At 64.4% G+C, this 25,326-nt stretch carries 18 protein-coding genes and 1 tRNA gene; 11 read left to right on the top strand and 8 right to left on the bottom strand.

Going from position 1 to position 25,326, the window contains the following annotated elements:
• Window positions 1–22 precede the first annotated feature (22 nt).
• A complete protein-coding gene (locus AB3X86_RS05545) occupies window positions 23–2,446 on the bottom strand; it encodes a YadA family autotransporter adhesin (RefSeq protein WP_368595198.1) in 2,424 nt (807 codons plus the stop codon).
• A gap of 117 nt (window positions 2,447–2,563) precedes the next feature.
• Here AB3X86_RS05545 and AB3X86_RS05540 point away from each other — a divergent pair, with 117 nt between their 5' ends.
• From AB3X86_RS05540 to AB3X86_RS05520, 5 genes are all read left to right on the top strand, one after another.
• Window positions 2,564–2,827, top strand: coding sequence for a hypothetical protein (locus AB3X86_RS05540; RefSeq protein ID WP_368595197.1), 264 nt, complete (start codon window positions 2,564–2,566; stop codon window positions 2,825–2,827).
• Window positions 2,828–3,026: 199 nt separating this feature from the next.
• Window positions 3,027–4,046 carry a beta-propeller fold lactonase family protein gene (locus AB3X86_RS05535; protein ID WP_176108156.1) on the top strand — a complete coding sequence of 340 codons (1,020 nt, stop codon included), beginning with the start codon at window positions 3,027–3,029 and terminating at the stop codon, window positions 4,044–4,046.
• Window positions 4,047–4,129: 83 nt separating this feature from the next.
• On the top strand, window positions 4,130–5,128 hold the full coding sequence (locus AB3X86_RS05530; protein WP_176124094.1) for a sterol desaturase family protein: 999 nt from the start codon (window positions 4,130–4,132) through the stop codon (window positions 5,126–5,128).
• A 210-nt stretch (window positions 5,129–5,338) separates the two neighbouring features.
• Window positions 5,339–6,172, top strand: coding sequence for an EI24 domain-containing protein (locus AB3X86_RS05525; protein WP_368595196.1), 834 nt, complete (start codon window positions 5,339–5,341; stop codon window positions 6,170–6,172).
• Window positions 6,173–6,191: 19 nt separating this feature from the next.
• Window positions 6,192–7,040, top strand: a complete 849-nt coding sequence (locus AB3X86_RS05520) for a molybdopterin-binding protein (RefSeq protein WP_018435396.1) — start codon at window positions 6,192–6,194, stop codon at window positions 7,038–7,040.
• A gap of 176 nt (window positions 7,041–7,216) precedes the next feature.
• Here AB3X86_RS05520 and AB3X86_RS05515 read toward each other — a convergent pair whose 3' ends face one another.
• Window positions 7,217–7,681 carry a rhodanese-like domain-containing protein gene (locus tag AB3X86_RS05515; RefSeq protein ID WP_368595195.1) on the bottom strand — a complete coding sequence of 155 codons (465 nt, stop codon included), beginning with the start codon at window positions 7,679–7,681 and terminating at the stop codon, window positions 7,217–7,219.
• A 455-nt stretch (window positions 7,682–8,136) separates the two neighbouring features.
• On the opposite strand from AB3X86_RS05515, the gene glnA reads away from it, so the two are divergent.
• The 4 genes from glnA (at window position 8,137) to AB3X86_RS05495 (ending at window position 14,727) form a co-directional block, all read left to right on the top strand.
• Window positions 8,137–9,552, top strand: a complete 1,416-nt coding sequence (gene glnA, locus AB3X86_RS05510; RefSeq protein WP_176108159.1) for a type I glutamate--ammonia ligase — start codon at window positions 8,137–8,139, stop codon at window positions 9,550–9,552.
• Between the two features lie 199 nt (window positions 9,553–9,751).
• Window positions 9,752–10,894, top strand: a complete 1,143-nt coding sequence (gene glnL, locus AB3X86_RS05505) for a nitrogen regulation protein NR(II) (protein WP_176124098.1) — start codon at window positions 9,752–9,754, stop codon at window positions 10,892–10,894.
• Window positions 10,895–10,930: 36 nt separating this feature from the next.
• A complete protein-coding gene (ntrC, locus tag AB3X86_RS05500) occupies window positions 10,931–12,469 on the top strand; it encodes a nitrogen regulation protein NR(I) (protein WP_368595194.1) in 1,539 nt (512 codons plus the stop codon).
• A 140-nt stretch (window positions 12,470–12,609) separates the two neighbouring features.
• Entirely contained in the window at window positions 12,610–14,727 is a 2,118-nt protein-coding gene (locus tag AB3X86_RS05495; protein ID WP_368595193.1) for a prolyl oligopeptidase family protein, read from the top strand.
• A gap of 51 nt (window positions 14,728–14,778) precedes the next feature.
• On the opposite strand, the gene xth is transcribed toward AB3X86_RS05495, so the two are convergent.
• The gene (gene xth / locus AB3X86_RS05490) at window positions 14,779–15,555 is read right to left on the bottom strand and encodes an exodeoxyribonuclease III (protein ID WP_368586746.1); all 777 of its coding nucleotides are present in this window, start codon (window positions 15,553–15,555) and stop codon (window positions 14,779–14,781) included.
• Window positions 15,556–15,789: 234 nt separating this feature from the next.
• On the opposite strand from xth, the gene AB3X86_RS05485 reads away from it, so the two are divergent.
• Window positions 15,790–15,866: transfer RNA gene (locus tag AB3X86_RS05485), tRNA-Met, on the top strand.
• Between the two features lie 147 nt (window positions 15,867–16,013).
• Here the strand turns inward: AB3X86_RS05485 and AB3X86_RS05480 are convergent.
• Complete coding sequence (locus AB3X86_RS05480) at window positions 16,014–16,715, bottom strand: aspartate/glutamate racemase family protein (RefSeq protein WP_368595192.1); 702 nt, start codon at window positions 16,713–16,715, stop codon at window positions 16,014–16,016.
• Window positions 16,716–16,878: 163 nt separating this feature from the next.
• On the opposite strand from AB3X86_RS05480, the gene AB3X86_RS05475 reads away from it, so the two are divergent.
• Window positions 16,879–18,180, top strand: coding sequence for an amidohydrolase family protein (locus AB3X86_RS05475; RefSeq protein WP_368595191.1), 1,302 nt, complete (start codon window positions 16,879–16,881; stop codon window positions 18,178–18,180).
• Between the two features lie 74 nt (window positions 18,181–18,254).
• Here AB3X86_RS05475 and AB3X86_RS05470 read toward each other — a convergent pair whose 3' ends face one another.
• The 4 genes from AB3X86_RS05470 to fixL form a co-directional block, all read right to left on the bottom strand.
• Window positions 18,255–20,360: a M3 family metallopeptidase gene (locus tag AB3X86_RS05470; protein WP_368595190.1), complete on the bottom strand. Its 2,106-nt coding sequence runs from the start codon at window positions 20,358–20,360 to the stop codon at window positions 18,255–18,257.
• A 321-nt stretch (window positions 20,361–20,681) separates the two neighbouring features.
• Window positions 20,682–21,545, bottom strand: coding sequence for a bifunctional methylenetetrahydrofolate dehydrogenase/methenyltetrahydrofolate cyclohydrolase FolD (folD, locus tag AB3X86_RS05465; RefSeq protein WP_368595189.1), 864 nt, complete (start codon window positions 21,543–21,545; stop codon window positions 20,682–20,684).
• A gap of 439 nt (window positions 21,546–21,984) precedes the next feature.
• Window positions 21,985–22,629: an oxygen response regulator transcription factor FixJ gene (gene fixJ, locus AB3X86_RS05460; RefSeq protein ID WP_008922736.1), complete on the bottom strand. Its 645-nt coding sequence runs from the start codon at window positions 22,627–22,629 to the stop codon at window positions 21,985–21,987.
• Entirely contained in the window at window positions 22,626–25,142 is a 2,517-nt protein-coding gene (fixL, locus tag AB3X86_RS05455; RefSeq protein WP_217710116.1) for a PAS domain-containing sensor histidine kinase, read from the bottom strand. Before fixL ends, fixJ begins: the two co-directional genes overlap by 4 nt.
• Between the last annotated feature and the right edge of the window lie 184 nt (window positions 25,143–25,326).

Here is a 25,326-nt window from a genome sequence, read left to right as displayed (position 1 = left end):
GACACGATCGCCCGAGCTGATTTCACCAATGCATCCCCGCGCCGATCGATGCGCCGAACTGCCCGCGTGAGTCGGCGCTACCTTGGGCCTTGTAGATCCATTTGCCGGTGTCCGACAGCTGCGACACGCTAATTGCGAGCGCGGATTGACCGCCGTACGTGCCGGCCGCCATCGCGACCATGCCGTGTCCGGGCAGGACCGCTTGCGGCAAGCCTGCCATCGCGAGCGCCGATGCCGTGCCCCCGTAGCTGTCCCGGCGGGCGGAACGGATCTGATCGTCCGTATAGCGATTCGCCGTGCTGATCGCGCCGCTCATGCTTTGCTGCAACTGATTGACGTTGACCGCGTCGCTGCCTCGCGCGCCGGCTGCGACGTTGGTGATCTGGCGCTCCTGGCCCACCGAGCCAACCGATACTGAGTTCGCTCGGTCTGCGATGGAGCCCTGGCCCAAGGCCACCGAGTTGTCGGCGCTCGCGCTGGCCGCGGCGCCGACCGCCGTCGCGTTGTTGCCGCTGGCGATGGCGTTCGCTCCGATGCTTGTCGCGTTGGCGCCGCTTGCCCGCGCATTCGCCCCGGCCGCAATCGCGTGTGCACCGGATGCTTGCGCGGTTTCAGTCGCGCTTTCACCCGCAGCACTGAATAACGCGCCGGCCGAACCGATCGCCGCGTTATTGATCGCCCCTTCGAGCGCCGCGTTCAGCTGACCGAGATTGACCGCGTCGGACGCCAGCACGCCGTTCGCGAGGTTGTGGATGGCGGTGCCCTCCGTCGTATCGCCGCCGAGCGTAATGCTGTTCCGATTGATGCTGCCGTCGGCGTTCGTGTCGTACATGACCGCGCCGTCGAGTTTCGCCGCGCTCGCGCTGCTCTGATCGCTCACCGCTTTCAGCTGGGCGACGTTGACCGCATCGGTGTCCGCGGTGCCGGCCGCGACGTTGGTGATCTGACGCTCGTTGCCCGCTGACCCGACCGATACGGTCCCCGCGCGATCGGCGATCGAGCCCTGACCGAGCGCGACGGCGTTTGCGGCCAGCGCGCTCGACTGATAGCCGAGCGAAAGTGCGTTGTCGGCGGCTGCGCTGGCACCGGAGCCGATCGCGAGCGTGCCGTCGCCGTTTGCCGTCGCGCTGGCCCCGAGCGCCGTGGCCCCTGAGCCGTAGGCCGACGCTGACGCGCCCAGCGAGGTCGCGCCGGCCGTGCCGGCGACGGCGCCCGCGCCTATCGCGGTCGAGTCCGTTGCGCTCGCGCTGGCGCTCGTGCCGAATGCGCTTGCGTTGGCGCCGACGGCGCTGGCGTTGCTGCCCACGGCGAGCGCGTGCGTGCCTTGTGCGAGCGCGTTGTTGGAGCCGTCGGCCGGGTCGGCAGCGCTGAGGTAGTGCAGCGCGCTGCTTTCAGCGAGTGCATCGACCTTGTTGTCGACCGCGTTCAACTGGCTCACGTTGACCGCGTCAGTGGGCGCAGCGCCCGCGGCGACGTTGGTCAGGCGACGCTCATTATTCGCCGAGCCAAGGGAGACTTCGCCTGTCGCGATGGGGGCCGCGACCGGGGTAGCGCCCGCTCCCCCGGGCACAAATGCGCTTTGCGACAGATCCGTCGTGGTGCTGGCATTGGCGCCCAGCGCGACGCTATTGTCGGCGCTCGCGTTTGCGTTGCTGCCGAGCGCGATCGCGCCGGCTCCCGCTGCCGTTGCGCCGAAGCCGATTGCGCTGGCGTAGGCGCCGCTCGCCTGCGCAGCGACGCCAAGGGCGATGGCGCCGACACCGCTGACGAGGGTATTACTACCAAGCGCGACGCTCGAGTCCGCCAGTGCCGAGGCCCATGCTCCGGCGGCAAGCGAGTTGGTGCCTCCGGCCTGCGCGACATAGCCGAGCGCGGTCGATCCGACGCTGGTTGCCGTGGATTGGGAGCCAAACGCGGAGGCGGCCGAATTCGCCGCCATTGAACCGGAGCCCGTTGCGACCGAGTCGACACCGAGCGCCGACGCGTCCAGACCGACCGCGGTCGCGCGTTCCGCCTGCGCATTCGCATAGGGCCCAAAGGCGCTTGCGCCTTCGCCTTTTGCGGAAGAGGAGAGACCCACGGCGACTGCGCCGTCGCCCTGCGCCGTGGCGCCTGCCGCTACCGCGAGCGCGCCGTCGTTTTGCGCGTTCGCCTGCGAGCCGATCGCCAGCGATGAGTTGCCGCTTGCGATGGCCTGTGCGCCTATCGCGACCGCGGCGTCGCCGGGCGCGCTGGCCGTGCCTACCTCGACGGAATCGACGCCGGCGCCGTTCGCTTCCGTGACGCACAGGGCCGCCGCTATGGCAACACCCGCAGTACGTCGAACTGCTCGGGCGATGCTTTTCTGGCGCGCGGAAGCACGGCGTGTTTGCAGGCAGGCAGTTTGCGCCGCTGCGACTTTTCTTTGAGATGTGGTACGGCCAATTATCGAAATATTCTTGTTCATCAATTTAAAATCCTCCGCATTATTTTAGTTCGTGGCGTGTAGTGCGTAATTCGAGATTGGTGTGACGTTATTGCCCAGGTAGGTTTGAAAATCTCGAAATAAAAACGCTGGCCATTGGTGAAGCTGCTTGCGCTATTTGGTCGAGCGCGCGTCGTCCCCGCGTTATACGCGTGGTTCGCACGGATGAGGCGCTGGCGGGACGACGCGCAGGAAGAATTCTCCGATGCCCGCGCGCAATTCAGATATCAGCGAACTCCGAAATTCAATTGGGCTAAAAAATATATTAATACAGGTAGATTTATTGGCGCGAAGAAAAAGAACATTCCTATTGTTTTTGTTATTGCTTTGGGCGATATTGGCGTGTGGCTGATGCATGATTGATTCCGAAAATGAGAGCACATTGATTCCTCACTCGAAACCCGCGGCGCGAGCATCAAACGGGACGTGGCAGACGAACTTTCCCGCGCGCGGCCGCACTTCATCGCATCCGTCATTTTTCGCTCGTCGCCCGGTGACTTACGTCAACCGCTCGGACCGGCAAACGTTCTACAATGACCGTTGTTCTCCGAAGCGAGTTTTCATGCGTAAATTTCTTCTTCCCGGCTTGACTGCCACGTTCGCCGCAACTGCGGTGCTGGTCGCCGCCGCAGGCTTTTTTTCTCCGGCGGCGCACGCCAATAACGTGATCGTGCTCAATTCCGGTGAGGCCACGCTGAGCCTGATCGACGAGAACAGCCGCCAGGTCATCGGCACCGTGCCCACGGGCAAGGAACCGCATCACCTGATGGCCACGCCGGACAATTCCTCACTGATCGTCGCCAATTCGGTGTCGAACAGCCTGATGTTCGTCGATCCGAAAACGGGGCAGTTGCAGCGCTGGGTCGAGAACATCGAAGATCCCTATCAAATCGGTTTTTCGCCGGATCGCAAGTGGCTCGTCACTACGGGCTTGCGGCTCGACCGCCTCGACATCTACCACTACGACAACCAGAAAAACCAGATGACGCTGGCTTCACGGCTGCCGCTCGCGGTGATGCCGAGCCACATGGCGTTCACGAATGACAGCAGGACGGTGTTCGTTTCGCTGCAGATCTCGGGCGAACTCGCCGCCATCGACCTGCCCACGCAAACCGTCAAATGGAAGATGAAGGTCGGCAAGGTGCCCGCGGGCCTGTGGATGACGCCGGGCGAAAAGTACCTGCTCGTCGGCATGACCGGCGAGGACTACGTCGCCGTCGTGGATTGGCGCAACCAGAAAGTCGTCAAGACGATTCACACGGGCAAGGGCGCTCACAACTTCCGCTCGCTCGCCGACGGCAAGCATGTCGCGGTGTCGAACCGCGTCGCTAGCACGATCAGCATCATCGACGAAGACACGCTCACCAACGTCGGCGATATCACCGGCCTGATGCCAGGACCGGACGACATGGAGCTTTCCGCCGACAAGCGCTATCTGTGGGTGACCTTCCGCTTCGCGAAGCACATTGGCATCATCGATCTCAACACGCGCAAGCTGATCCAGACGATTGCGGTCGGCCGCTCGCCGCATGGCATCTATTTCTTCAACCGCGCGCCGGTCACGGCGCCGAACGGTGCTTGAGGGGTCTCAAGGGGGCGCCTGGGAGCAACGCAGCAGAGCCCCGGCGCCACGAGCCACCAGGGACGAAGTAACAGGCCAGCATCATGTTCCATCTGATTTTCTCCACACTCGACAGCTTCGTTTCAGCCACGCAGACGTGGCTGTACGTCGACGTGGTACAGCCGCTGCTGTTCCGGTTCAATCTGATGGACTACGACGAGGACACCTACGACAGCCTGTACTGGGTCATCGTCGGTGTGCTCGAGGTGCTCGCGATGTACGCGATCCTGCGTCCGCTCGAGGCGCTGCGTCCGGTCGAGCAATGGGAGAACCGCAAGGCAGTGCGGGTCGACGTGCTGTACACGTGGATCGCCAAGCTCGGCATTCTGAATCTTTTCTTTTTCTTCGCACTGCAGCCGTTCTTCGACAACGTGCAAGGCTGGCTCAGGCTTCACGGCATCGCGAACCTGAACTTCGACAATCTGTGGCCCGGCGTGACCACGCAGCCGCTCGTCACGTTCGTCATGTATCTGTTCGTGCTCGATTTCGCCGGCTACTGGTATCACCGCGGGCAGCACCGCTTCGGCGTGTGGTGGGAACTGCATGCGGTACACCATAGTCAGCGGCAGATGTCGCTTTGGTCCGACGATCGTAACCATCTGCTCGATGATTTGCTGCAGGCGTCGTTCTTCGCGGTGATCTCGCTCGCGATCGGTGTGCCGCCGTCGCAATTCGTCGTGCTGGTCGCGATCACGAACCTCGCGCAGAGCGTGCAGCACGCGAACATCCGGCTGTATTACGGCTGGCTCGGCGAGCGACTGCTCGTCAGTCCGGCATTCCATCGCCGTCACCACGCAATCGGCTTAGGTCATGAAGGGCTCAAGTACGGCTGCAATTTCGGCGTGCTGTTCCCATGGTGGGACATGCTGTTCCGCAGCGCGTCGTGGAGCCGCGACGTGGAGCCGACCGGTATCAGCGATCAGCTCGAAGGCCGCCGCTATGGCGATGGCTTCTGGGCGCAGCACTGGTTCGCCTTCGTGCGCATCGCGCATCGCCTGGTATCGAAGCGCCGCGCAACCGGCAACGACACCGCTGCCGTTTGAGTCCTTTCAGAGTCCATTCAGAGTTCATTCTGAGTCCATTGCGGATCCTCTCGAGCACGCGCTCCGCCGCGCCGTCCACTTCCGCCGGCGGCGTGTCCCTTGGTTTATGCTGTGCACGTTCGTGCGCACCTCCAGTGCCCCACCAGCATGCCAGGCCGGCGCGCGGCGCGTTTTTCCTGTCCATCGTTTCGTTCGCAGGCATTGGCTCGCATGAATGATCTGTTGCGCTCGTTTGGGCGTGCACTCGCAAGCGCGGTGCATCCGCGCATGCTCTGGCTGACCTTCAAACCGTTTATCGTCGCGACGGTCGGCTGGGGCTTACTCCTGTGGTTCTTCTGGCAGACGGTGACCGGCGCGACCCGCACCTGGCTCGACGACTGGTCTTTCACCGCCACGCTTTATCATCTGTTCGACGTGCTCGGTTTCTCGACGCTGCACGCGGTCATCGCGCCGTTCATCGTAATTGCAATGGCGATCCCGTTGATCGTCGTCACGGTGCTGCTGCTGATCGCGATGCTGTCGATGCCGGCCGTGATCCGCTTTCTCGCGGCGCGCCAATTCGCCGGGCTGGAGATACGCCGCGGCGGAACATGGTACGGTAGCCTCGGTCAGGCGCTCTGGACCACGCTGCTGTGTCTCGTGCTGCTGATCGTCACGTTGCCGCTGTGGCTCGTACCGCCATTCTTCGCGCTGATTCCTCCGCTGCTGTGGGGCTGGCTCACGTATCGGGTGATGACCTACGACGCGCTCGCGTTGCATGCGACGCGCGACGAGCGGCGCGAACTCGTGCGGCGCCACCGCTTGCCGCTGCTGCTGATCGGTGTCGTGAGCGGCCTGCTAGGTTCGCTGCCGACGCTGCTGTGGGCGTCCTCGGTCTGGCTGATCGTGCTGTTCCCGGTGATTACCACGGTGACGATCTGGATTTACGCGTTCATCCTCGTGTTCTCGGCGCTATGGTTCGGCAACTACTGCCTGCGCGCGCTGCAGCGTATGCGGGCGGAAGCGTCTGGCGGCGCGCGCGAGGTCGCGCCGGTTCCCTATTGATCAAACGAAAGAGGCGGCAATGGCATTTGGCGTCATCATCATCGGCGATGAAATCCTGTCGGGCAGGCGCGTCGACAAGCATTTACCGAAGGTCATCGAGTTGCTCCGGGCGCGCGGGCTGTCGCTCGGCTGGGCGGAGTACATCGGCGACGATCCGGAGCGCATCACGGCGACGCTGCGTCGGACGTTCGCGTCGGGCGACATCGTTTTCTCGACGGGCGGCATCGGCGCGACACCTGACGACCACACGCGCCAGTGCGCGGCGGCCGCGCTCGGCGTGCCGCTCGAGCTGCATCCGGAGGCCGCGAAGCTGATCCAGGAGCGCATCCGCGACATGTATCCGGCGACTTCAACGACACCGCTGGATCTGAACTCGCCCGAGAACCGGCATCGCCTGAACATGGGCACGTATCCGCAGGGCGCCGACATCATTCCGAACGGCTACAACAAGATTCCGGGTTTTTCGATCCGCCAGCACCATTTCGTGCCGGGTTTCCCGGTGATGGCCTGGCCGATGATCGAGTGGGTGTTGGACACGCAGTACGCGCATCTGCATCACACCACGCCGCACGCCGAAAAGTCGCTGCTGGTGTTCGAGCTGCCGGAGTCGCGCGTGACGCCGCTGATGGAGAAAATCGAGCGGGATTTTCCGGGCGTGCGGGTGTTCAGCCTGCCGAGCGTCGGGGATGCGGAGCGCGGCGGCGTGTATGCGCGGCATCACATCGATCTCGGGGTGAAGGGTGAGCCGGAAGCCGTCGCCGCGGCGTTCGTGAAGCTGCGCGAAGGGGTGCATCTGCTCGGTGGCGACATCGTCGAGCCTGAAGTCGCGGCAGCGGCGGCGGCCGCCACGGGTAAGCCGCGAAGCTGAGAAGGCGACAGCGGTTCGCGCCGGAGGGTTGGGTTGGCGCGAGCCGCGACATCGCAGTGTCACAACCCGCGCCGACGATGCAATCAGTGCGTGGTCGGCGCGTCCTGTTTCGATTAGCCTGCCTCAGCCCCGCTAGACAGGACTTGCGCATGTGAGGGCAGTGCGCCAGTGCGCCATCAGGCGCCGATCCACGGCAAGCCGCGAAAACACCATCCCGACACCGTCTTGCGATGCCCCTGGCCGTCCTTGTCGCCTTCGAAGCCTTCCAGCAGGTCGTACGCCTTCCTGAAGCCAGCCTGGGTCGCGGCGATCGCGGCGAGCTTCGAGCGCGCGGCGCTGCGGCACAGGAACAGCACCGGCGTGTCGGGCGAGGCGACCTGCGCGAGTTGCTGCATGAACTCCTGATTGGGCACCGCGCCCGGATAGCGCGTCCATTCGACATGCGCGTATTGGCCATCACCGATCACCGGCCGGCCGACCCAGTCGAGTTCGGCGCGGGTACGCACGTCGACGAGACGCGCGCGCGGATCGAGTTCCAGCAATTCGAACGCCTCGGCCGGCGATACCGCGCCCGCGTAGGGCAATTGGTTCTCGGCGCGACGGGCGTCCGCCTTCGCGTAAAGCTGTTCGAGCGTGCTCATGAGCGTCAATCTCCTTCTGACCAAATGATCATTCTAGCGCGCGGCAGGCACCGCGCAGACCTGGGTAGACTGGGCGTCGTGGGGCAGTCGGCGGGCGCTGCCCCAAACTCGATGCGCAAATATGGTGCACTTTCGTCGGAATGCACCAAAATGGAAGATAACGCGATTTCCAAAGCGGTGAATGCACGAAACTGGTGCGTGAGGGCGCTCAGGCGTTTCTTCGTGACGCTGCTCGCGCTCCGCGTGTAGCCCGCAAACGCAAGCGCAGTACCGGTGTGCGCCGAATTGGCTCATACTGGCCTGAAAGGTGGCACGCTATCTGCTTTATTGGTGCCGATCGATTTGTCCCGCAGAATTTTCCGACCGCGGCGCCGTATAGGTGGACGTTCCGGGACGGGTCAGCTAGATTGGGCGGCGGCTGAAATCCGCCGAAATTGTTAATCAGGAGATAGGTTATGAGTAAATCCGTGGCCGACGTCGTTCAACTCGTCAAAGACGAAGACGTCAAGTTTGTCGACTTCCGCTTCACCGACACGCGCGGCAAAGAGCAACACGTTTCGGTGCCGGTGTCGGCATTCGATGAAGACAAGTTCGAAAGCGGCCATGCGTTTGACGGTTCGTCGATTGCCGGCTGGAAGGGCATCGAAGCATCGGACATGTTGCTGGTCCCGGACGCGAACACGGCCTTCATCGACCCGTTCTTCGAAGAATCGACCCTCGTGCTGACCTGCGACGTCGTCGAACCGGCTGACGGCAAGGGCTACGAGCGCGATCCGCGCTCGCTCGCGAAGCGCGCCGAAGCGTACCTGAAGAGCTCGGGCCTCGGCGACACCGCGTACTTCGGTCCGGAACCGGAATTCTTCATTTTCGACTCGGTGCAGTGGAACACGGACCAGTCGGGCTGCTTCATCAAGATCGGTTCGGAAGAAGCACCGTGGTCGTCGGCGAAGGAATTCGAAGGCGGCAACACCGGCCACCGTCCGGGCACCAAGGGCGGCTACTTCCCGGTCGCGCCGGTCGACACGTTCCAGGACATCCGCTCGGAAATGTGTCTGCTGCTCGAACAGATCGGCATTCCGGTCGAAGTGCACCACCACGAAGTGGCGGGCCAGGGCCAGAACGAAATCGGCACCAAGTTCTCGACGCTCGTGCAGCGCGCGGACTGGCTGCAGCAGATGAAGTACATCGTCCACAACGTCGCGCACACGTACGGCAAGACGGCGACGTTCATGCCGAAGCCAGTCGTCGGCGATAACGGTTCGGGCATGCACGTTCACCAGTCGATCTGGAAGGACGGCCAGAACCTGTTCGCGGGCAATGGTTACGCAGGTCTGTCGGAATTCGCGCTGTTCTACATCGGCGGCATCATCAAGCACGCTCGCGCGCTGAATGCGATCACCAACCCGGGTACGAACTCGTACAAGCGTCTCGTGCCGCACTTCGAAGCGCCGGTCAAGCTGGCTTACTCGGCTCGCAACCGTTCGGCATCGATCCGTATTCCGCACGTGTCGAACCCGAAGGGCCGCCGTATCGAAACGCGCTTCCCGGATCCGCTGGCGAATCCGTACCTGTGCTTCTCCGCGCTGATGATGGCGGGTCTGGACGGCGTACAGAACAAGATTCACCCGGGCGAAGCCGCCGACAAGAACCTGTACGACCTGCCGCCGGAAGAGGATGCAAAGATCCCGACCGTGTGCGCCGGCCTCGACCAGGCTCTCGACGCACTCGACGCGGACCGCGAGTTCCTGACGCGCGGTGGCGTGTTCACGGATTCGATGCTCGACGCGTACATCGAACTGAAGACGGGCGAACTGCAACGCTATCGTCAGTCGGTGCACCCGATCGAATTCGAAATGTACTACTCGCTGTAAGCGGCGATGGCGCTTCGCCCTTCACGCGGCGAAGCGCTTTGCCCGACGCTCGCGATCGGTCACGAAGGGACGGCGGCGCCGTCCCTTTTTCGTTAGGCCGTACGCACGGCCGGCCGCGCGCGGGCGACATGCATTGCGACGAATCACCAACCGGCCGCACTCCTGATTTATCACCATCTCCTACCGGCCACACTCCAAGATGGTTCTCAAGAATCTGATCAAGGCAAGGAAAGGACACGAACAGACGCTGTCGGATGACGCGCAGCTCGTGAGCTCTGGCTTGCTGCCAGGCTTCGAGGCGTTGCCCACCGTCGTGCTGGTGCTCGAGAAGCGCACGCTGCGCGTCGCGTTCGCGAATCCGTCGGCGGAGTCGATGCTGGAGATGTCGCGCAAGCAGCTCACGCAGATGGCGTGGCCGGACATCTTCTCGAATGCGGACGAACTGGTCGCGACGATCACCGCGATCGCCGCGCACCGCTTTCACGCGACGCATCTGGACGCCGTGCTCGAGCGTCCCGGCCACGAGCCGCTGCACGTGCATGCGATCGTCGGCTTTCTGGAAAGCGCGCAGGACTACGTGTTGCTCGAACTGTTCGAGAACGAGCGGCATCTGCGCACCGACCGCGAAGAGCGCATCAACGACCTGACCGCCGTCAACAAGCATCTGATCCGCAATCTCGCACACGAAATCAAGAATCCGCTCGGCGGCATTCGCGGCGCCGCGCAGTTGCTCGAGTTCGAACTCGGGGAGCGTCAACGCGACGAGTTGCGCGAGTACACCCAGGTCATCATCAAGGAATCGGACCGCCTGCAGACGCTGGTCGACCGCCTGCTCGAACCGCACCGGCATCCGCATATCGTCGGCGACGTGAATATTCACGAGGTGTGCGAGCGCGTGCGTCAGGTGATTCTCGCGGAATTTCCGCGCGGCCTGACGATCGAGCGCGACTACGACGTCAGCGTGCCGGATCTGCGCGGCGACAAGGAGCAGCTGATCCAGGCGCTGCTGAACATCGTGCGCAATGCGGCCGAGGCGTTGCGCGAGCGGATCTCACAGGGCGATGCGCGCATCGAGTTGCGTACGCGCATCGCGCGCAAGGTCACGATTTCAAAACGCCTGTGCAAGCTGGCATTGGACTTGCATATCGTCGACAACGGCCCAGGCATTCCGGAAGAGATTCGCGACCGCATTTTCTATCCGCTCGTATCGGGGCGCGAGGACGGCAGCGGTCTCGGTCTAACTCTTGCGCAGACCTTCGTGCAGCAGCACGAAGGTCTGATCGAGGTGGACAGCCGGCCGGGCCATACCGAGTTTCAGATTCTGCTGCCGCTCGACCTCTAGATACCACAAGCACCTCAAGACTTCTGACCGAACCATATGAAGCCGATCTGGATAGTAGACGACGATCAATCAATTCGCTGGGTGCTCGAGAAAGCGCTGGCGCGCGAGAACTTCGCGACGCGCAGCTTCGCCAACGTGCGCGAAGCGTCGGCCGCGCTCGATCACGACAGCCCGCAGGTGCTGGTCTCCGATATCCGCATGCCCGGCGGCTCCGGGCTGGAGCTGCTGCAAACCGTCCGCGACAAGGTGCCGGGCTTGCCGGTCATCATCATGACCGCGTTCTCGGATCTCGATAGCGCGGTGGCCGCATTCCAGGGCGGTGCGTTCGAGTATCTGGCGAAGCCGTTCGATGTCGACAAGGCCGTCGAGCTGATTCGCCGCGCCGTCGACGAAAGCATGCGTGGCGAGCAGACGTGGGACGAGCGCGTCGCCGAAGCGCCCGAGATGCTCGGCCAGGCACCCGCGATGCAGGACATGTTTCGCGCGATCGGTCGCCTGTCGCATTCGGCGGCCACCGTGCTCATTACCGGCGAATCAGGCACCGGGAAGGAACTGGTCGCGCGTGCGCTGCACCGGCATAGCCCACGCGCGAACGGCCCCTTCATCGCGTTGAACACGGCCGCGATTCCGAAGGATCTGCTGGAGTCCGAGCTGTTCGGTCATGAGCGTGGGGCGTTCACCGGCGCGCAGGCGATGCGCCAGGGACGCTTCGAACAGGCCGAGAACGGCACGCTGTTTCTCGACGAAATCGGCGACATGCCGTTCGATCTGCAGACGCGCCTGTTGCGCGTGCTGTCGGACGGACAGTTCTATCGCGTGGGCGGCCACAATCCGCTGCGCGCGAATGTGCGCGTGATCGCGGCGACACACCAGAATCTCGAAGCGCGCGTGCGGCAGGGGCTGTTTCGCGAGGACCTGTATCACCGTCTGAACGTGATCCGCTTGCGCTTGCCCGCGTTGCGCGAGCGCAGTGAGGACATTCCTCTGCTGACGCGGCATTTCCTGCAGAAGAGCGCGCGTGATCTCGGCGTCGAACCGAAGCGCGTGTCCGACGAGGCGCTCGCGTATCTGGCGTCGCTGCCGTTTCCGGGCAACGTGCGGCAACTCGAGAATCTCGCGAACTGGCTCACGGTGATGGCGCCCGCGCAGACGATCGAAATCAAGGATCTGCCGCCCGATCTCGGGCCCGCGCACAGCGGCGGGAGCGAGCCCGGTGCGGGCGCCGCCGGGGGCGCGACGACGGATGGCGCCGTGACGGCCAATGCGGGATTCACGGTCGGTGCGCCGCTCGCTGGCGCGAACGCCAGCACGCTCGTGCATCCGGTCGGTGCGGGCGGTGCGTCGGTCGCCACCGCGCTGAGCGCATGGGAAGGCGGCCTGCGCACCGAAGTCGCGCGCATGCTGCGCGAGAACGCGGCCGACGTGATGGACGAACTCGCGCGCCGCTTCGAAGCGGCCGTGATCCGCGAGGCGCTCGACTTCACGCGCGGCCGCAAGGTCGAGGCGGCCGAGCGGCTCGGTATCGGGCGCAATACGATTACGCGCAAGATTCAGGAGCTCAATCTCGAGCCTTGATGCGGTCGTATTGAGCGATCCTGCATCGCAGGCGAGGGCGGCTCAGGCCGCCTTCGTCGTTTTTGCAGCGCGCCTCGCGGCAAACCGGCAACTGTCGTGCACGAGGCATAATCAACGCTGTTCCGATCCGACAGCCGACGATGCCAGCTTCTCCCGCTTCTCCCGCCCCGTTCGAGTGGCCGCTTTCCCCGGATCCTTTCCTGTCGCTCGAAGAGCTGTACGACACCGACGCACTCGCATGGGTCGACGCGCAGAATGCGCGCACCCGTGCGGCGTGGTGCAGCGGCGCGTCGTTCGACGCGCTCAGACGCCGGCTCGCCGATGCCTATCTGCCGCGCGAGCGCCCGGTGATTCCGGATCGCTGGAAGGACTGGGCCTACGATCTGTGGCAGGACGCGAGCAATCCGCGCGGCCTCTGGCGACGCACCGCGTGGGCCGCATGGCGCGCCGGCGCGCCGGTGTGGCAGAACCTGCTCGATTTCGACGCGCTCGGCGCGGCCGAAGGCACACCGTGGGTGTGCGTAGATCTCGACATCCTTTATCCGGACGGCGACCGCGCGCTGATCACGATGTCGCCGGGCGGCTCGGACGCGCTCGTCGTGCGCGAGTTCGATCTCGACGAGCGGCGTTTCATTGACGATGGTTTCGCGATAGCAAAGGCGGGCAAGCACACGGTGTCGTGGATCGATCGCGATACGCTGTACGTCGGCTGGGACAACGGGCGCAAGACGCTGACGCGTTCCGGTTATCCACGCGACGTGCGGCGCTGGACCCGTGGCACCGCGCTCGCCGACGCGCCCGTCGTGTTTCGCGGCGAGTTTGACGACATCGGCGTGGAGGCGAATTACGATCCGCTCGATCGCCGGCATACGGTGACGAGCAGCGTCGACTTTTTCGATTCGCACACCTATTACCTCGACCATGTCAGCGATGCCTGGCATCGTTACGAGGTGCCGTCGCATGTCGCGGTGGGGGCGTGGCAGGGCTGGCTGCTGCTTGAGCCACGGCTCGACTGGGAGTGCGAGTGGGACGGCAATCGCGCGCGCTATCCTGGCGGCGCGCTGCTCGCGATTCGCGAGGACGCGTTTTTGCGCGGCGAGCGCGACGTGACGCCGCTTTTCACGCCGACACCGCTGACCTCGGCCTGCGACTGGTCGCATACGCGCCATCATTTGATCGTGTCGTATCTCGACGACGTACGCGCCAAGACGCTGATCTGGACGCCTTCGCAGCGCGAGGACGGCACGTGGCACTGGCGCGAGCGCGTGTTCGCGGCGCGCGGCGATGCGCAGGTCGATGTGTCACCGGTCGAGTCGACGCTGAACGACGAAGTGTTCGTCGACACCGACGATTATCTGCAGCCGCCTGCCTACTGGCTCTCCGATCTCGCGCGCGACGAGCCCGGCGAATGGGAGTTGCTCGACCGTTGGCCGACGCAGTTCGACGCGACGAGCGTTGCCGTAACGCGCGGCCATGCGGTATCGGCCGATGGCACGCGCATACCGTACACGGTGATCGGGCCGAAGGAAGCACTGTCATCGCCGGGCGATCGACAACCGACGCGTCCGTGTTTGCTGAGCGGCTACGGCGGCTTCGCGATTCCGCTGTTGCCGAGCTATCTGACGGGGCAGGGCATCGGCTGGCTCGAACGCGGCGGCGTGTACGTGGTCGCACATATTCGCGGCGGCGGCGAGTTCGGCACGCGCTGGCACACGGCGGCGCAGGGAGAAAATCGCCAGCGCGCGTTCGATGATTTCATCGCGGTCGCCGAAGCGCTGATCGCGAGAGGCGTGACGAGCGCCGCGCAGCTCGGCATTCAGGGCGGCAGCAACGGCGGTCTGCTGGTGGCCGCTTGCATGGTGCAGCGGCCGGAGCTATTCGGCGCGGTCGTGTGCGAGGTGCCGTTGCTCGATATGAGCCGATATCACCTGCTGCACGCGGGCGCATCGTGGATCGACGAGTACGGCGACCCGGACGAACCCGATGAAGCGCGCACGCTCGCCGCGTATTCGCCGTATCACAACCTCGCGGCGGGCGTCGCGTATCCGCCGGTGCTATTCATGACATCGACCGCCGACGATCGCGTGCATCCCGGCCATGCGCGCAAGATGGCCGCGCGCATGCAGGCGCTGGGCGCGCAGAACGTGTGGTACCGGGAGAATACGGAAGGCGGACACGGCGGCGCCGATGAGCTGGAGCAGGCCGAGCATGATGCGATGGTATTCGAGTTCTTGTGGGGTGTGCTGGGCGACGCTTGAAGCAATAGGGGAGCGAGGCCGCACTGCCTCGCTTCGTGGCTGTGTTCCGGATCAACCGAGCTGCGCGAACACCGGCGCGTGATCCGACGGCTGATCCCATTTGCGCGGCACCTTGTCGATGTCGCACGCCTTGCAGATGTCGGACAGCGCCTTCGACAGCAGGATGTGATCGATGCGCAACCCCGCGTTGCGACGGAACGCCATCATCCGGTAGTCCCACCACGAATAGATCTTTTCCTGCTGCTCGAACTGGCGGAAGGCGTCGAGCAGACCGAGGCCGATCAGCCGCACAAACGCGGCGCGCTCTTCGGGCGACACCAGATTCTGACCTTCCCATGCCTTCGGGTCGTGCACATCGCGATCTTCGGGCGCGATGTTGTAGTCGCCGAGCAGCGCGAGCTTCGGATGCAGTGTCATCTCGGTTGCGAGCCAGTCGTGCAGCGCGTCGAGCCAGCGTAGCTTGTACGCGAACTTGTCGGTGCCGGGCGCCTGGCCGTTGGGGAAATACGCGGAGATGATGCGCACGCCGTCGATGGTCGCCGCGATCACGCGCTGCTGCGGGTCCTCGAAACCGGGGATGTTGCGCACGATGCTGGTTTCGTCGACGTTCAAACCTTCGCGCACCAGAATGCCGACACCGTTATACGTTTTCTGACCCGCGTACCAGCTTCGATAGCCGACCGCCTCGAGTTCGGCGCGCGGAAACTTTTCGTCGGGGAGCTTCAGTTCCTGCAGGCACAGCACGTCGGTGCCGCTGCTCGCGAGCCAGTCGATGACGTGCTGCTGGCGGACTTTGAGGGAGTTGACGTTCCAGGTGGCGATTTTCACGAAAATATCCGGTGCATGCGTGATGAGAGCGAGGCCGATTATAGCGGGGGCCTCGCCGGTCAAAGTCGGCGACATTCTACTTGCTGTGTGCGTCGCGCCATGCGTGGAATACGAGGCTGCGCCGCATGTGTTGCGCTCACGGCGCATGCCTCATCGCGACGACGTCGTTCGATAAATGTTCTGCGCATAGGTTTGACGTTTTGCTAGCAAGCTTATATAATCTTTTTTCTCTGACGCGGGGTGGAGCAGTCTGGCAGCTCGTCGGGCTCATAACCCGAAGGTCGTAGGTTCAAATCCTACCCCCGCAACCAAAGCATTGTTGAAAGCCCGCATCGCGCAAGCCATGCGGGCTTTTTGACTTTCAGCGCTTCGTTTCGCTTGTGGCGCTCGCTGCGTGTGCCGCACGTGCGCGTGAACAGACGCAACAGGATTCGCGCGCGATCGAAGCCTCGAACCCATCAGCGCTCCGCTCCAATCGCCCACTCCACCGCGGCCTGCGCATGCAGCGCAGTAGTATCGAACACAGGCAGCACCGAATCTTCCGGCTTGATCAGCAGCGTGATCTCCGTGCAACCGAGTATTACCGCCTGCGCGCCACGCGCGGCCAGATGTTCGATCACGCGTTGATAGACCTTGCGCGACGCGTCGTCCACGTTACCGTGGCATAGCTCGTCGTAAATGATGCGGTGCACGTCCGCGCGTTCATCGTCGTCAGGCACGAGCGTGTCGAGTCCATAGCGTTCGTGCAGCCGGCCCGTATAGAAGGTCTGCTCCATCGTGTAGCGCGTGCCGAGCAGGCCCACGCGCTCGACGCCCGCCGCGCGCAACGCGGCGCCGGTCGGATCGGCGATGTGCAGGAACGGCACCGTGATTGCCTGCTCGATCGACTCGTACACGCGATGCATCGTGTTCGTCGCAAGAATCACGAGATCGGCGCCGCCGCGTTCGAGCTGGCGCGCGGCGTCGGCCATCTGTTCGCCGAGCGCTTGCCAGTTGCCGGCGCGCTGATTCGCCTCGATCGACGCGAAATCCACGGTCAGCAGCAGACTGCGTGCGTTGTGATGACCGCCGAGCCGCACCTTCGCGTGGCGATTCAGCAGCCGGTAATACTCGCTGGACGACTCCCAGCTCATTCCGCCGATCACGCCGATCGTTTTCATCTGGACGCTCCGTCAATGCATGGCCGAAACGGCGAGTATAGGCGCGTCGCATCGCACGCAGCCGATACGGATTGCGGCGCGTGCGCCGGTACGCATCGGCGCCCGCATTATTCTGGCGCCGATAGAATCGTAGCGAGTCCAAACGCGATCAACCGGAGCGAACATGGATCTGATCATCCGCCGCGCGGCGCTGCCGCGCAGTGCCGCACAGCTGTCCCCGCATCACCCGTCGCCAGTCGACATCGGCATCGCCGCGGGTCGCATCGTCGCTGTCGAACCGAACCTGGCCGCGAGCGCGCGCGACGAAATCGACGCGGCCGGTTCGCTCGTCACGCCGCCTTTCGTCGATCCGCATTTCCATATGGATGCGACGCTGTCTTACGGTTTGCCGCGCGTGAACGCGTCGGGCACGCTGCTCGAAGGCATCGCGCTATGGGGCGAGTTGAAGCCAGAGCTCACGCAGCAAGCGTTGATCGAACGCGCGATGCAGTATTGCGACTGGGCCGTCGCGCGCGGCCTGCTCGCGATCCGCAGCCACGTCGACGTGTGCGATCCGCGTCTGCTCGCGGTCGAAGCACTCCTCGAAGTGAAGCGCCGCGTCGCGCCGTATCTCGATCTGCAACTGGTCGCTTTTCCGCAGGACGGTCTGCTGCGCAGCGCCGGTGCGTTCGACAACCTGAAGCGCGCGATCGGCATGGGCGTCGACGTGGTCGGCGGCATTCCGCATTTCGAGCGCACGATGGCCGACGGCGCGCAGTCGGTGCGCATGCTGTGCGAGTACGCGGCCGGGCAGGGTCTGCGCGTCGACATGCATTGCGACGAATCGGACGATCCGCTGTCGCGCCACATCGAAACGCTCGCGGCCGAAACCCATCGGCTCGGCTTGCACGGACGCGTCACCGGTTCGCACCTTACATCGATGCATTCGATGGACAACTACTACGTGAGCAAGCTGTTGCCGCTGATGCGCGAGTCGGGCGTCGCGGCGATCGCCAATCCGCTCATCAACATCACGCTGCAAGGCCGCAGCGACACGTACCCGAAACGGCGCGGCATGATGCGAGTGCCGGAAATGTTGGCAGCGGGCATCACGGTCGCATTCGGCCACGACTGCGTGATGGACCCGTGGTACAGCCTCGGCTCGGCCGACATGCTCGAAGTCGCGCAGATGGGCCTGCATGTTGCGCAGATGACCAGCGTCGACGGCATGCACGCCTGTTTCGACGCGGTGACCGTGAACGCCGCGCGCATTCTCGGTCTGGAAGACTACGGCATCGCGCCCGGATGCGCGGCCAATCTCGTCGTGCTCGATGCGCGCGACGAGATCGAGGCGATCCGCCTGCGCGCCGCGCGGCTCGCGGTGGTGAGCCGGGGCAGGGTGGTGAGCCGCGCGCCGGCCGCGCGCGCGTCGTTATCGCTCGAAGGGCGGCCTGAACAGGTCGATTTCAAGCTGCATCGCGCGTAGCGCGGTGTTTCGCGGATGAATGAAAAAACCGGCGGCCTGCTCGCGCAGACCGCCGGTTTTTCTATTGGCATCGCTCAGTGTGCGGCACCCGGCGCCATGCCGTTATGCCGGAGCAGCGCATCGATATTCGGTTCGCGGCCGCGGAACGCCTTGAACGATTCCATCGCCGGACGGCTGCCGCCCACTTCGAGAATCTCGCGACGATAGCGCATGCCGGTCGACTGATCGAGCACGCTGCCCGCGGCTTGCGCGGCTTCTTCGAATGCCGCGTACGCATCGGCCGACAGCACTTCCGCCCACTTGTAGCTGTAGTAGCCGGCCGCGTAACCGCCCGCGAAAATATGGCTGAACGTATTCGGCCAGCGCGAGAACGGCGCTTGCGGCACGACGTGGAAGCGTTCGTTGATTTCGCGCGCGAGGTCGTTGGCGCTCTTCGCACCGTTCGCATCGAAGCCGGTATGCAGTTGCATGTCGAACATCGAGAACACGATCTGCCGCAGCGTGCCGAGACCGCTCTGGAAGTTCTTCGCGGCGAGCATCTTGTCGAACAGATCACGCGGCAGCGACTTTCCGGTATCGACGTGCGAGGTCATGTCGGACAGCACGTCCCATTCCCAGCAGAAGTTCTCCATGAACTGCGACGGCAGTTCGACCGCATCCCATTCGACGCCGTTGATTCCCGACACGCCGAGCTCATCGACACGCGTCAGCATGTGATGCAAGCCGTGGCCGAACTCGTGGAACAGCGTGATCACTTCGTCGTGCGTGAAGCAGGCGGGCTTGCCGCCGACCGGCGCTGAAAAATTGCACGTCAGGTACGCGACCGGCGTTTGCACCGCGCCGTGCGCGAGCTTATGACGGCCGCGCGCGTCGTCCATCCAGGCGCCGCCGCGCTTGCCTTCGCGTGCATACAGGTCGAGATAGAACTGCGCGACGAGGCCGCCGTCCTGATTCTCGACGCGGAAAAAGCGCACGTCCGGATGCCAGACCGCTGCCTCGTCGCGGCGGATGCGCACGCCGAACAGCGTCTCGGTCACCTTGAACAGACCATTGAACACCGCGTCTTCCGGGAAGTACTGCTTCACTTCGTTTTCCGAGAACGAATAGCGCTTCTGGCGCAGACGCTCGGCGGCGAACGTCATGTCCCACGGCTGCAGATCGGTCATGCCGAGTTCGCTCGCGGCGAATTCGCGCAGCTCCTTCCAGTCCTGCTCGGCATGCGGACGCGCGCGCGTCGCGAGGTCTTCGAGGAAGGCCATCACCTGAGCCGGCGATTCGGCCATCTTCGGCGCGAGCGACACTTCGGCGAAGTTGCCGTAGCCGAGCATCTGCGCTTCTTCGGCGCGCAGCTTCAGTTCGTCGGCGAGCACCTGGGTGTTGTCCCACTCGGTCTTGCCGTTGCCGTATTGCGCGCCGAGCTCGGACGCGCGGGTCACGTACGCCCGATACATCGCTTCGCGCATCGGACGGTTTTCCGAATACTGCATGACCGGAAAATACGACGGGAAGTGCAGCGTGAACTTGTAGCCGGTCTTGCCGTCGCGCTCGGCGGCTTCCTTCGCGGCTTCGATCACGTCTTCGGGAAGGCCCGCCAGTTGCGCCTCGTTGCCCGCATCGACGATGTACGCATATGCGTTGGTCGCATCGAGCACGTGATCCGAAAACGCCTTCGACAGCGCCGCCTGGCGCTCCTGCAATTCCGCGAAACGCGGCTTCTGGTCTTCCGGCAGCTCGGCGCCGGACAGGCGGAAGTCGCGCAGCGCGTTGCTGAGGATCTTCTTGCGTTCGCCGTTCAGCGATGCAAACTCGTCGCTCGCGTTCAATGCCTTGTACTTCTCGTAGAGCGCGAGGTTCTGGCCGACGCTCGACCAGAACTCGGTCACGCGCGGCAGGTTGTCGCCGTACACGGCGCGCAGCTCGGGCGTATCGGCGACGGCATTCAGATGGCCGATCACGCTCCACGCGCGCGACAGCGGCTCGGTGGCGCGCTCGACCGGTTCGACGACGTCGGCCCACGACGCGGGCGTGACCGGCAGCGCGGCACGCTCGACGGCGGCCGCCGCGTCGGCGAGCAGCACGTCGAGGGCGGGCGTCACATGCTCGGGTCGGATGGAGCCAAAGCGCGGCAGATCGGAAAAATCGAGGAGCGGGTTGTCTTGAGGCGTGGCGGTAGTGGACATAGGGCTTCCTGTCTGACGCGGGTGAAGGGGGCGGTGCGGCGGCGTTCGCGCGAGCCGTCTCGTGGCGTGTCGCTCGACGATCGGCGCACGGCGCGCGGCGGCACCGGCAAAGGACAGTATTGGGGCGGGAGGCGCCGATTCCAATCCATCGGCTGACAAATTAACAGATGTTGCGGTGCGCTGGCGCGCGTTGGGGCGGGGTGTCGGCCGCGGGATCTGGCGGCGCGGCGATGAGCGCGGGGCTGCGAGAAGGGGGGGTGATGAGCCCGTGGACGAGGCGGAAGAGTCACCTCGCTCCGCCTCGCACTGATCGCCCGGCGCTTACGCCTTGGCCGCGTTTGCCTCGCGCTCGGCCGCTTCGATCGTGTTGACGAGCAGCATCGTGATCGTCATCGGGCCGACGCCGCCCGGCACCGGCGTGATATGGCCGGCCACTTCCTTGACACCCGCGAAGTCGACGTCGCCGCACAGCTTGCCGGCGTCGTCGCGATTCATGCCGACGTCGATCACGGTCGCGCCCGGCTTCACCATGTCCGCGGTCAGGATGTTGCGCAGACCGGTCGCGGCGACCACGACATCGGCGTTGCGCGTGTGCGCGGCCAGATCGCGCGTCTTGCTATGGCACATCGTAACGGTCGCGCCCGCTTCGAGCAGCAGCAGCGCCATCGGCTTGCCGACGATGTTCGAGCGGCCGATCACCACCGCGTTGGCACCCTTCAGCTCGATGCCGTAGGCCTCGAACATTTTCATCACGCCATATGGCGTGCACGGACGGAACAGCGGCTGGCCGGTCAGGAGCGCGCCCGCGTTGGCGACGTGGAAACCGTCGACGTCCTTCTCGGGCGCGATCGCCTCGATCACCTTGTGGCTGTCGATGTGCTTCGGCAGCGGCAGCTGCACGAGGATGCCGTGGATGGCTGGGTCGCGGTTCAGCTCGTCGATGCGCGCGAGCAGGTCGGCTTCGGGCAGGTCGGCCGGATAGCGGTCGAACGACGAGCCGAGGCCGTTGTCGTGGCAGGCTTTCACCTTGTTGCGCACATACACTTCGCTGGCCGGATTGTCGCCGACCAGAATCACGGCGAGGCCCGGCTGATGGCCGCGGGCGGTCAGGGCTGCGGCGCGCGCCGCGACGTCGGCGCGCAGGGTCTTGGAGAGGGCAAGGCCGTCGATCAGTTTGGCAGTCATGGTCGGTCGAACGTTGAGTCGAGGTTGGGATCGGGAATCGATTCGGGGCAGGCGGTTTTGGCTGGCGGGGCGAAGCGCTCGCGCGGAAGGGGTGCACGACGGCGTGCTTCGGCTGCTTGACGAAGCTGGGTCGCCCTGCGACAGGCGTGTTGCCGGTTCGGGCAAGGCGCCGCTGCAAAGTCGGACATTATACCGGCGCGGGGCGTGCGCTTCCGCAGTGGATTCGGGGCCCGCGTCGCGCGAGGAAGCGTACGGGATGGGAGGGGGCGGGACGTGTGACGGCAAGAAAGCGCAACGCGGGCGGCGCGGCAGGCCGCTCGCACGCCACGCGCACGCCGGACCCAGCGACGCACACGCCGTCACGAACGGGCGACGCAACTGCCACTCATGGCCGTCACGCAGAACCGGCCCTCCGGGCGAAGGGCCGCCCATATCGACGCTACTGCGCCGTTTGCGGCTTGTTCGACAGCGCGAGTCGCAGCAGATCGGCGACCGTGTTGACGTTCAGCTTTTCCATGATGTTCGCGCGATGCGCTTCGACCGTCTTGATGCTGATGCCGAGGTCGTCGGCGATCTGCTTGTTCAGGCGGCCCGCGATGATCCGCTCGAGCACCTGATGCTCACGCGCGGTGAGCTTGCCGAGGCGCTCGGCCGCGGCACGCTGCTGCTGGACGCTGGTGCTTTCGCTGCGCGCCTTGTCGAGCATGCGCTCGACGAGCTTGCGCAGTTCGGCTTCGTCGAACGGCTTTTCGATGAAGTCCATCGCGCCTTTTTTCATCGTCGACACCGCCATCGGCACGTCGCCGTGACCCGTCACGAAGATGATCGGCAGCGAAGCGTTGTCGGCGATCAGGCGTTCCTGCAACTCGAGCCCGCTCATGCCGGACATCCGCACGTCGAGGATCAGGCACGCGATCTGGCCCGGATGTTGATGCGGCTGCCATGCGTCGAGGAACTGTTCGGCGCTCAGGAAGCATTGAACGCGGTAGCCGTTCGCCTCCAGCAGCCAGCGCAGCGAATCTCGCACGGCCTCGTCGTCGTCGACGACAAAGACGGTTTCCTGGGTGGTGACTGGGCTGTTCATAGCTCTCCCGTAACGGTTTGTGGTGTCGGCGCCTCGGACCCGCCGTTGCTCGGGCCGTCAGGCTCCCCAATAGGCAGACTGCAATGGAACGTGGCGCCCGTGATGTGGCCGTCGGATTCGACATTATTGACCACCCACAGACGCCCGCGGTGCGATTCGATAATCGAACGGCAAATGTTCAGCCCCATGCCCATGCCATCGGACTTGGTGCTGTAAAACGGTTCGAACAGACGCTCGGCGGTCGTTTCGTCGACGCCCGGCCCCTGATCGACGACGCTGATGCAAACGAAGCCGCTCTCCAGCCGCACGACCACCCGGATCACTGGGTCGACCGCATTCGGGCGCGCTTCGGCCATCGCTTCGACGCCGTTCTTCAGCAGGTTCACCAGCACCTGCTCGATCAGCACCGGATCGACGTAAATCACCGGCAGCCGCGAGCGCAGATCGGTGACGATGCGAATCCGCCGCTTCCTTGCCTCGATTTCGGCGAGACCTACCGCGTCGGCGACGATATCCGCGACCCGCGTGGCCTGACGTTTCGGCTCGCTGCGTTTCACGAACTCGCGGATGCGCTTGATGATCATGCCGGCGCGCACCGCCTGTTGTGCGGTCTTTTCGAGCACCGGCAGCAGATTGTCGGGCGTCGTTCGACCGGATTTAACCAGCGCGACGGTCCCGGAGCAATAGTTATTGATCGCGGCGAGCGGCTGATTCAGTTCATGCGCGAGCGACGAGGCCATTTCGCCCATTGTCATCAGGCGGCTCGTGAACTGCAGCTTTTCGTCCTGTTGGCGCGCCAGCTCCTGCGCACGCTTGCGGGTCGTGATGTCGGTCGCGATCTGCATCTGCGCGAGATGGCCATCGACCCACTGGATGTACTGGCGCCGCACCTCGAACCACTTCTGGATGCCGGGGATGTAGATTTCCTGCGCGTCGGCCGTGCTTTCGGTCAGCGCGGCGGCGGGCAGGCCGACGAAGGTGTCGACCATGTCGATCGAATCGGACGACGCCTGCGAGCTGTCGAAGCCGCCGCCCGCGAGCTCGAGGTGACCGTCTGGGCGGATGCCGAACAGATGCCGGTAGTAGCGGTTCGCGAACAGCAGCTCGGCTTCGTCGGCGGCGAGCACCGACACCGCGGCATCGAGGCTTTCGAGCACGGTGGTGAAGCGTTCGTGGGCAGCGGCGAGTTCTTCGCGCGCGCGCTTCGGCTCGGTGATGTCGGTCATCGACGACATCCAGCCGGTCTGGCGGCCCGAGCTGTCGATCAGCGGCGACACGTAGAGCCGTGCGTGGAACGTCGAGCCGTCCTTGCGCCGCACGCGCAGCTCGAAGCCGGACGAGGGCGCCTTGCCGCGCAGCGTCATGTCGAGCTGTCGCTGCATCTCGGGGTACGCGTCGCGCGGCCAGTAGGCGAACGGCGCGCTCTTGCCGACGAGGTCGCTTTCGTCCCAGCCGGTCATGCGGCAGAACGCCGGGTTCACGTGCGTGATGCGGCCGTGCATGTCGAGCACGCGCATGCCGATCAGCACCGAGTTTTCCATCGCGCGGCGGAAAAACGCTTCCGCGTACAGCGCCTGCTGCGCCTCGAAGCGCTGCCGGGTGTGCTTCCACAGACTCCACAGGCTCCACAGCACGAAGCACGAGAGGCCGGCCACCAGCCACACCAGCGTGTTGTTCGTGAAGTTGGTGATCTGCGGGAACGCGTACACGCGCACCGAGATGCCCTGGCCCGGCGGGTCGAGCGGCAGGTCGTAGAACATGTCGCGCGGCAGGCGCGGGCGGGTCGACGTGGTCGTCAACTCGCGGTTGTTCACGTCGATGATCGAGATCTTGTATTTGGCCGACAGCTCGGGCGGGATGTCGCGCTTCAGAATGCCTTCCACCGAGAACACCGCGGCGATCGTGCCGAGGAAATCGCGGTCGCGGAAGATCGGCGTTTGCAGCGTGATGAAGCCGTTGCCGAGGTCGTCGTAGATGAGCGGCGAGTACACCTGGCGGCGCGTGTTGCGCGCTTCGGCGAAACCGGCTTTGACCGCTTCGTCCATTTGCGCGTCGTTCGGGCGCGCGAGCCGCTGGCCGAGCACCGGCGGCGCGGCATTGGGCCAGCGCGGCTGCTGCTGAGCGGTGTACCAGTTCATGTAGAGGATCTCGGGGTGCCCCTGCATGATGTCCGTGGTGTTCACCTGGAACGAATGCTCGTCGGCATGGCCGGCGGCGAGGTCGCGCGCGAGCGCCTGGATCTGTTCCTGCGCGCCTGTCATTGACAGCCGGATCTGCTGCTGCGCCCACGCGACGTTGCGGTACAGCGTGTCTTCCTGCTGCTGCTGTTCGCGCCGGTTCAGACTCCAGAGAATCAGGCTCATGACGACCAGGAACACCAGGATCGACAGCAGCGGCGTCAGCAAATAGGAATTGGACCACCAGGGTCCGTGGTGCCAGCGCGGGGACGGCGACGAATCCGCCGGCGAACCCGCGGTGCGCGCCGAGCGAGAGAAAAGCCGTTCGGTCAACATGCGTGGCATTGTAGCTCAGCACGTCCCCGACAAATGGCGCAAAAAAGCGCGGAAAGTGCAGTTAATCGGCGCAAACTAGCCGACGGATGAGTCTAACGGCAGTCAAACCAGGTTGCGTTGCAGCAATTTTCCGCATTGTGAGAATTGATCTCGTAATTTGAAAATTTGATTGCGTTCACGTCGG

The sequence above is a fragment of the Paraburkholderia sp. BR14374 genome (assembly GCF_040948685.1).
Lineage (GTDB): Bacteria > Pseudomonadota > Gammaproteobacteria > Burkholderiales > Burkholderiaceae > Paraburkholderia > Paraburkholderia youngii.
The sequence above is the reverse complement of the archived record's forward strand: the minus strand, read 5'-3'. Positions and strand labels throughout refer to the sequence as shown.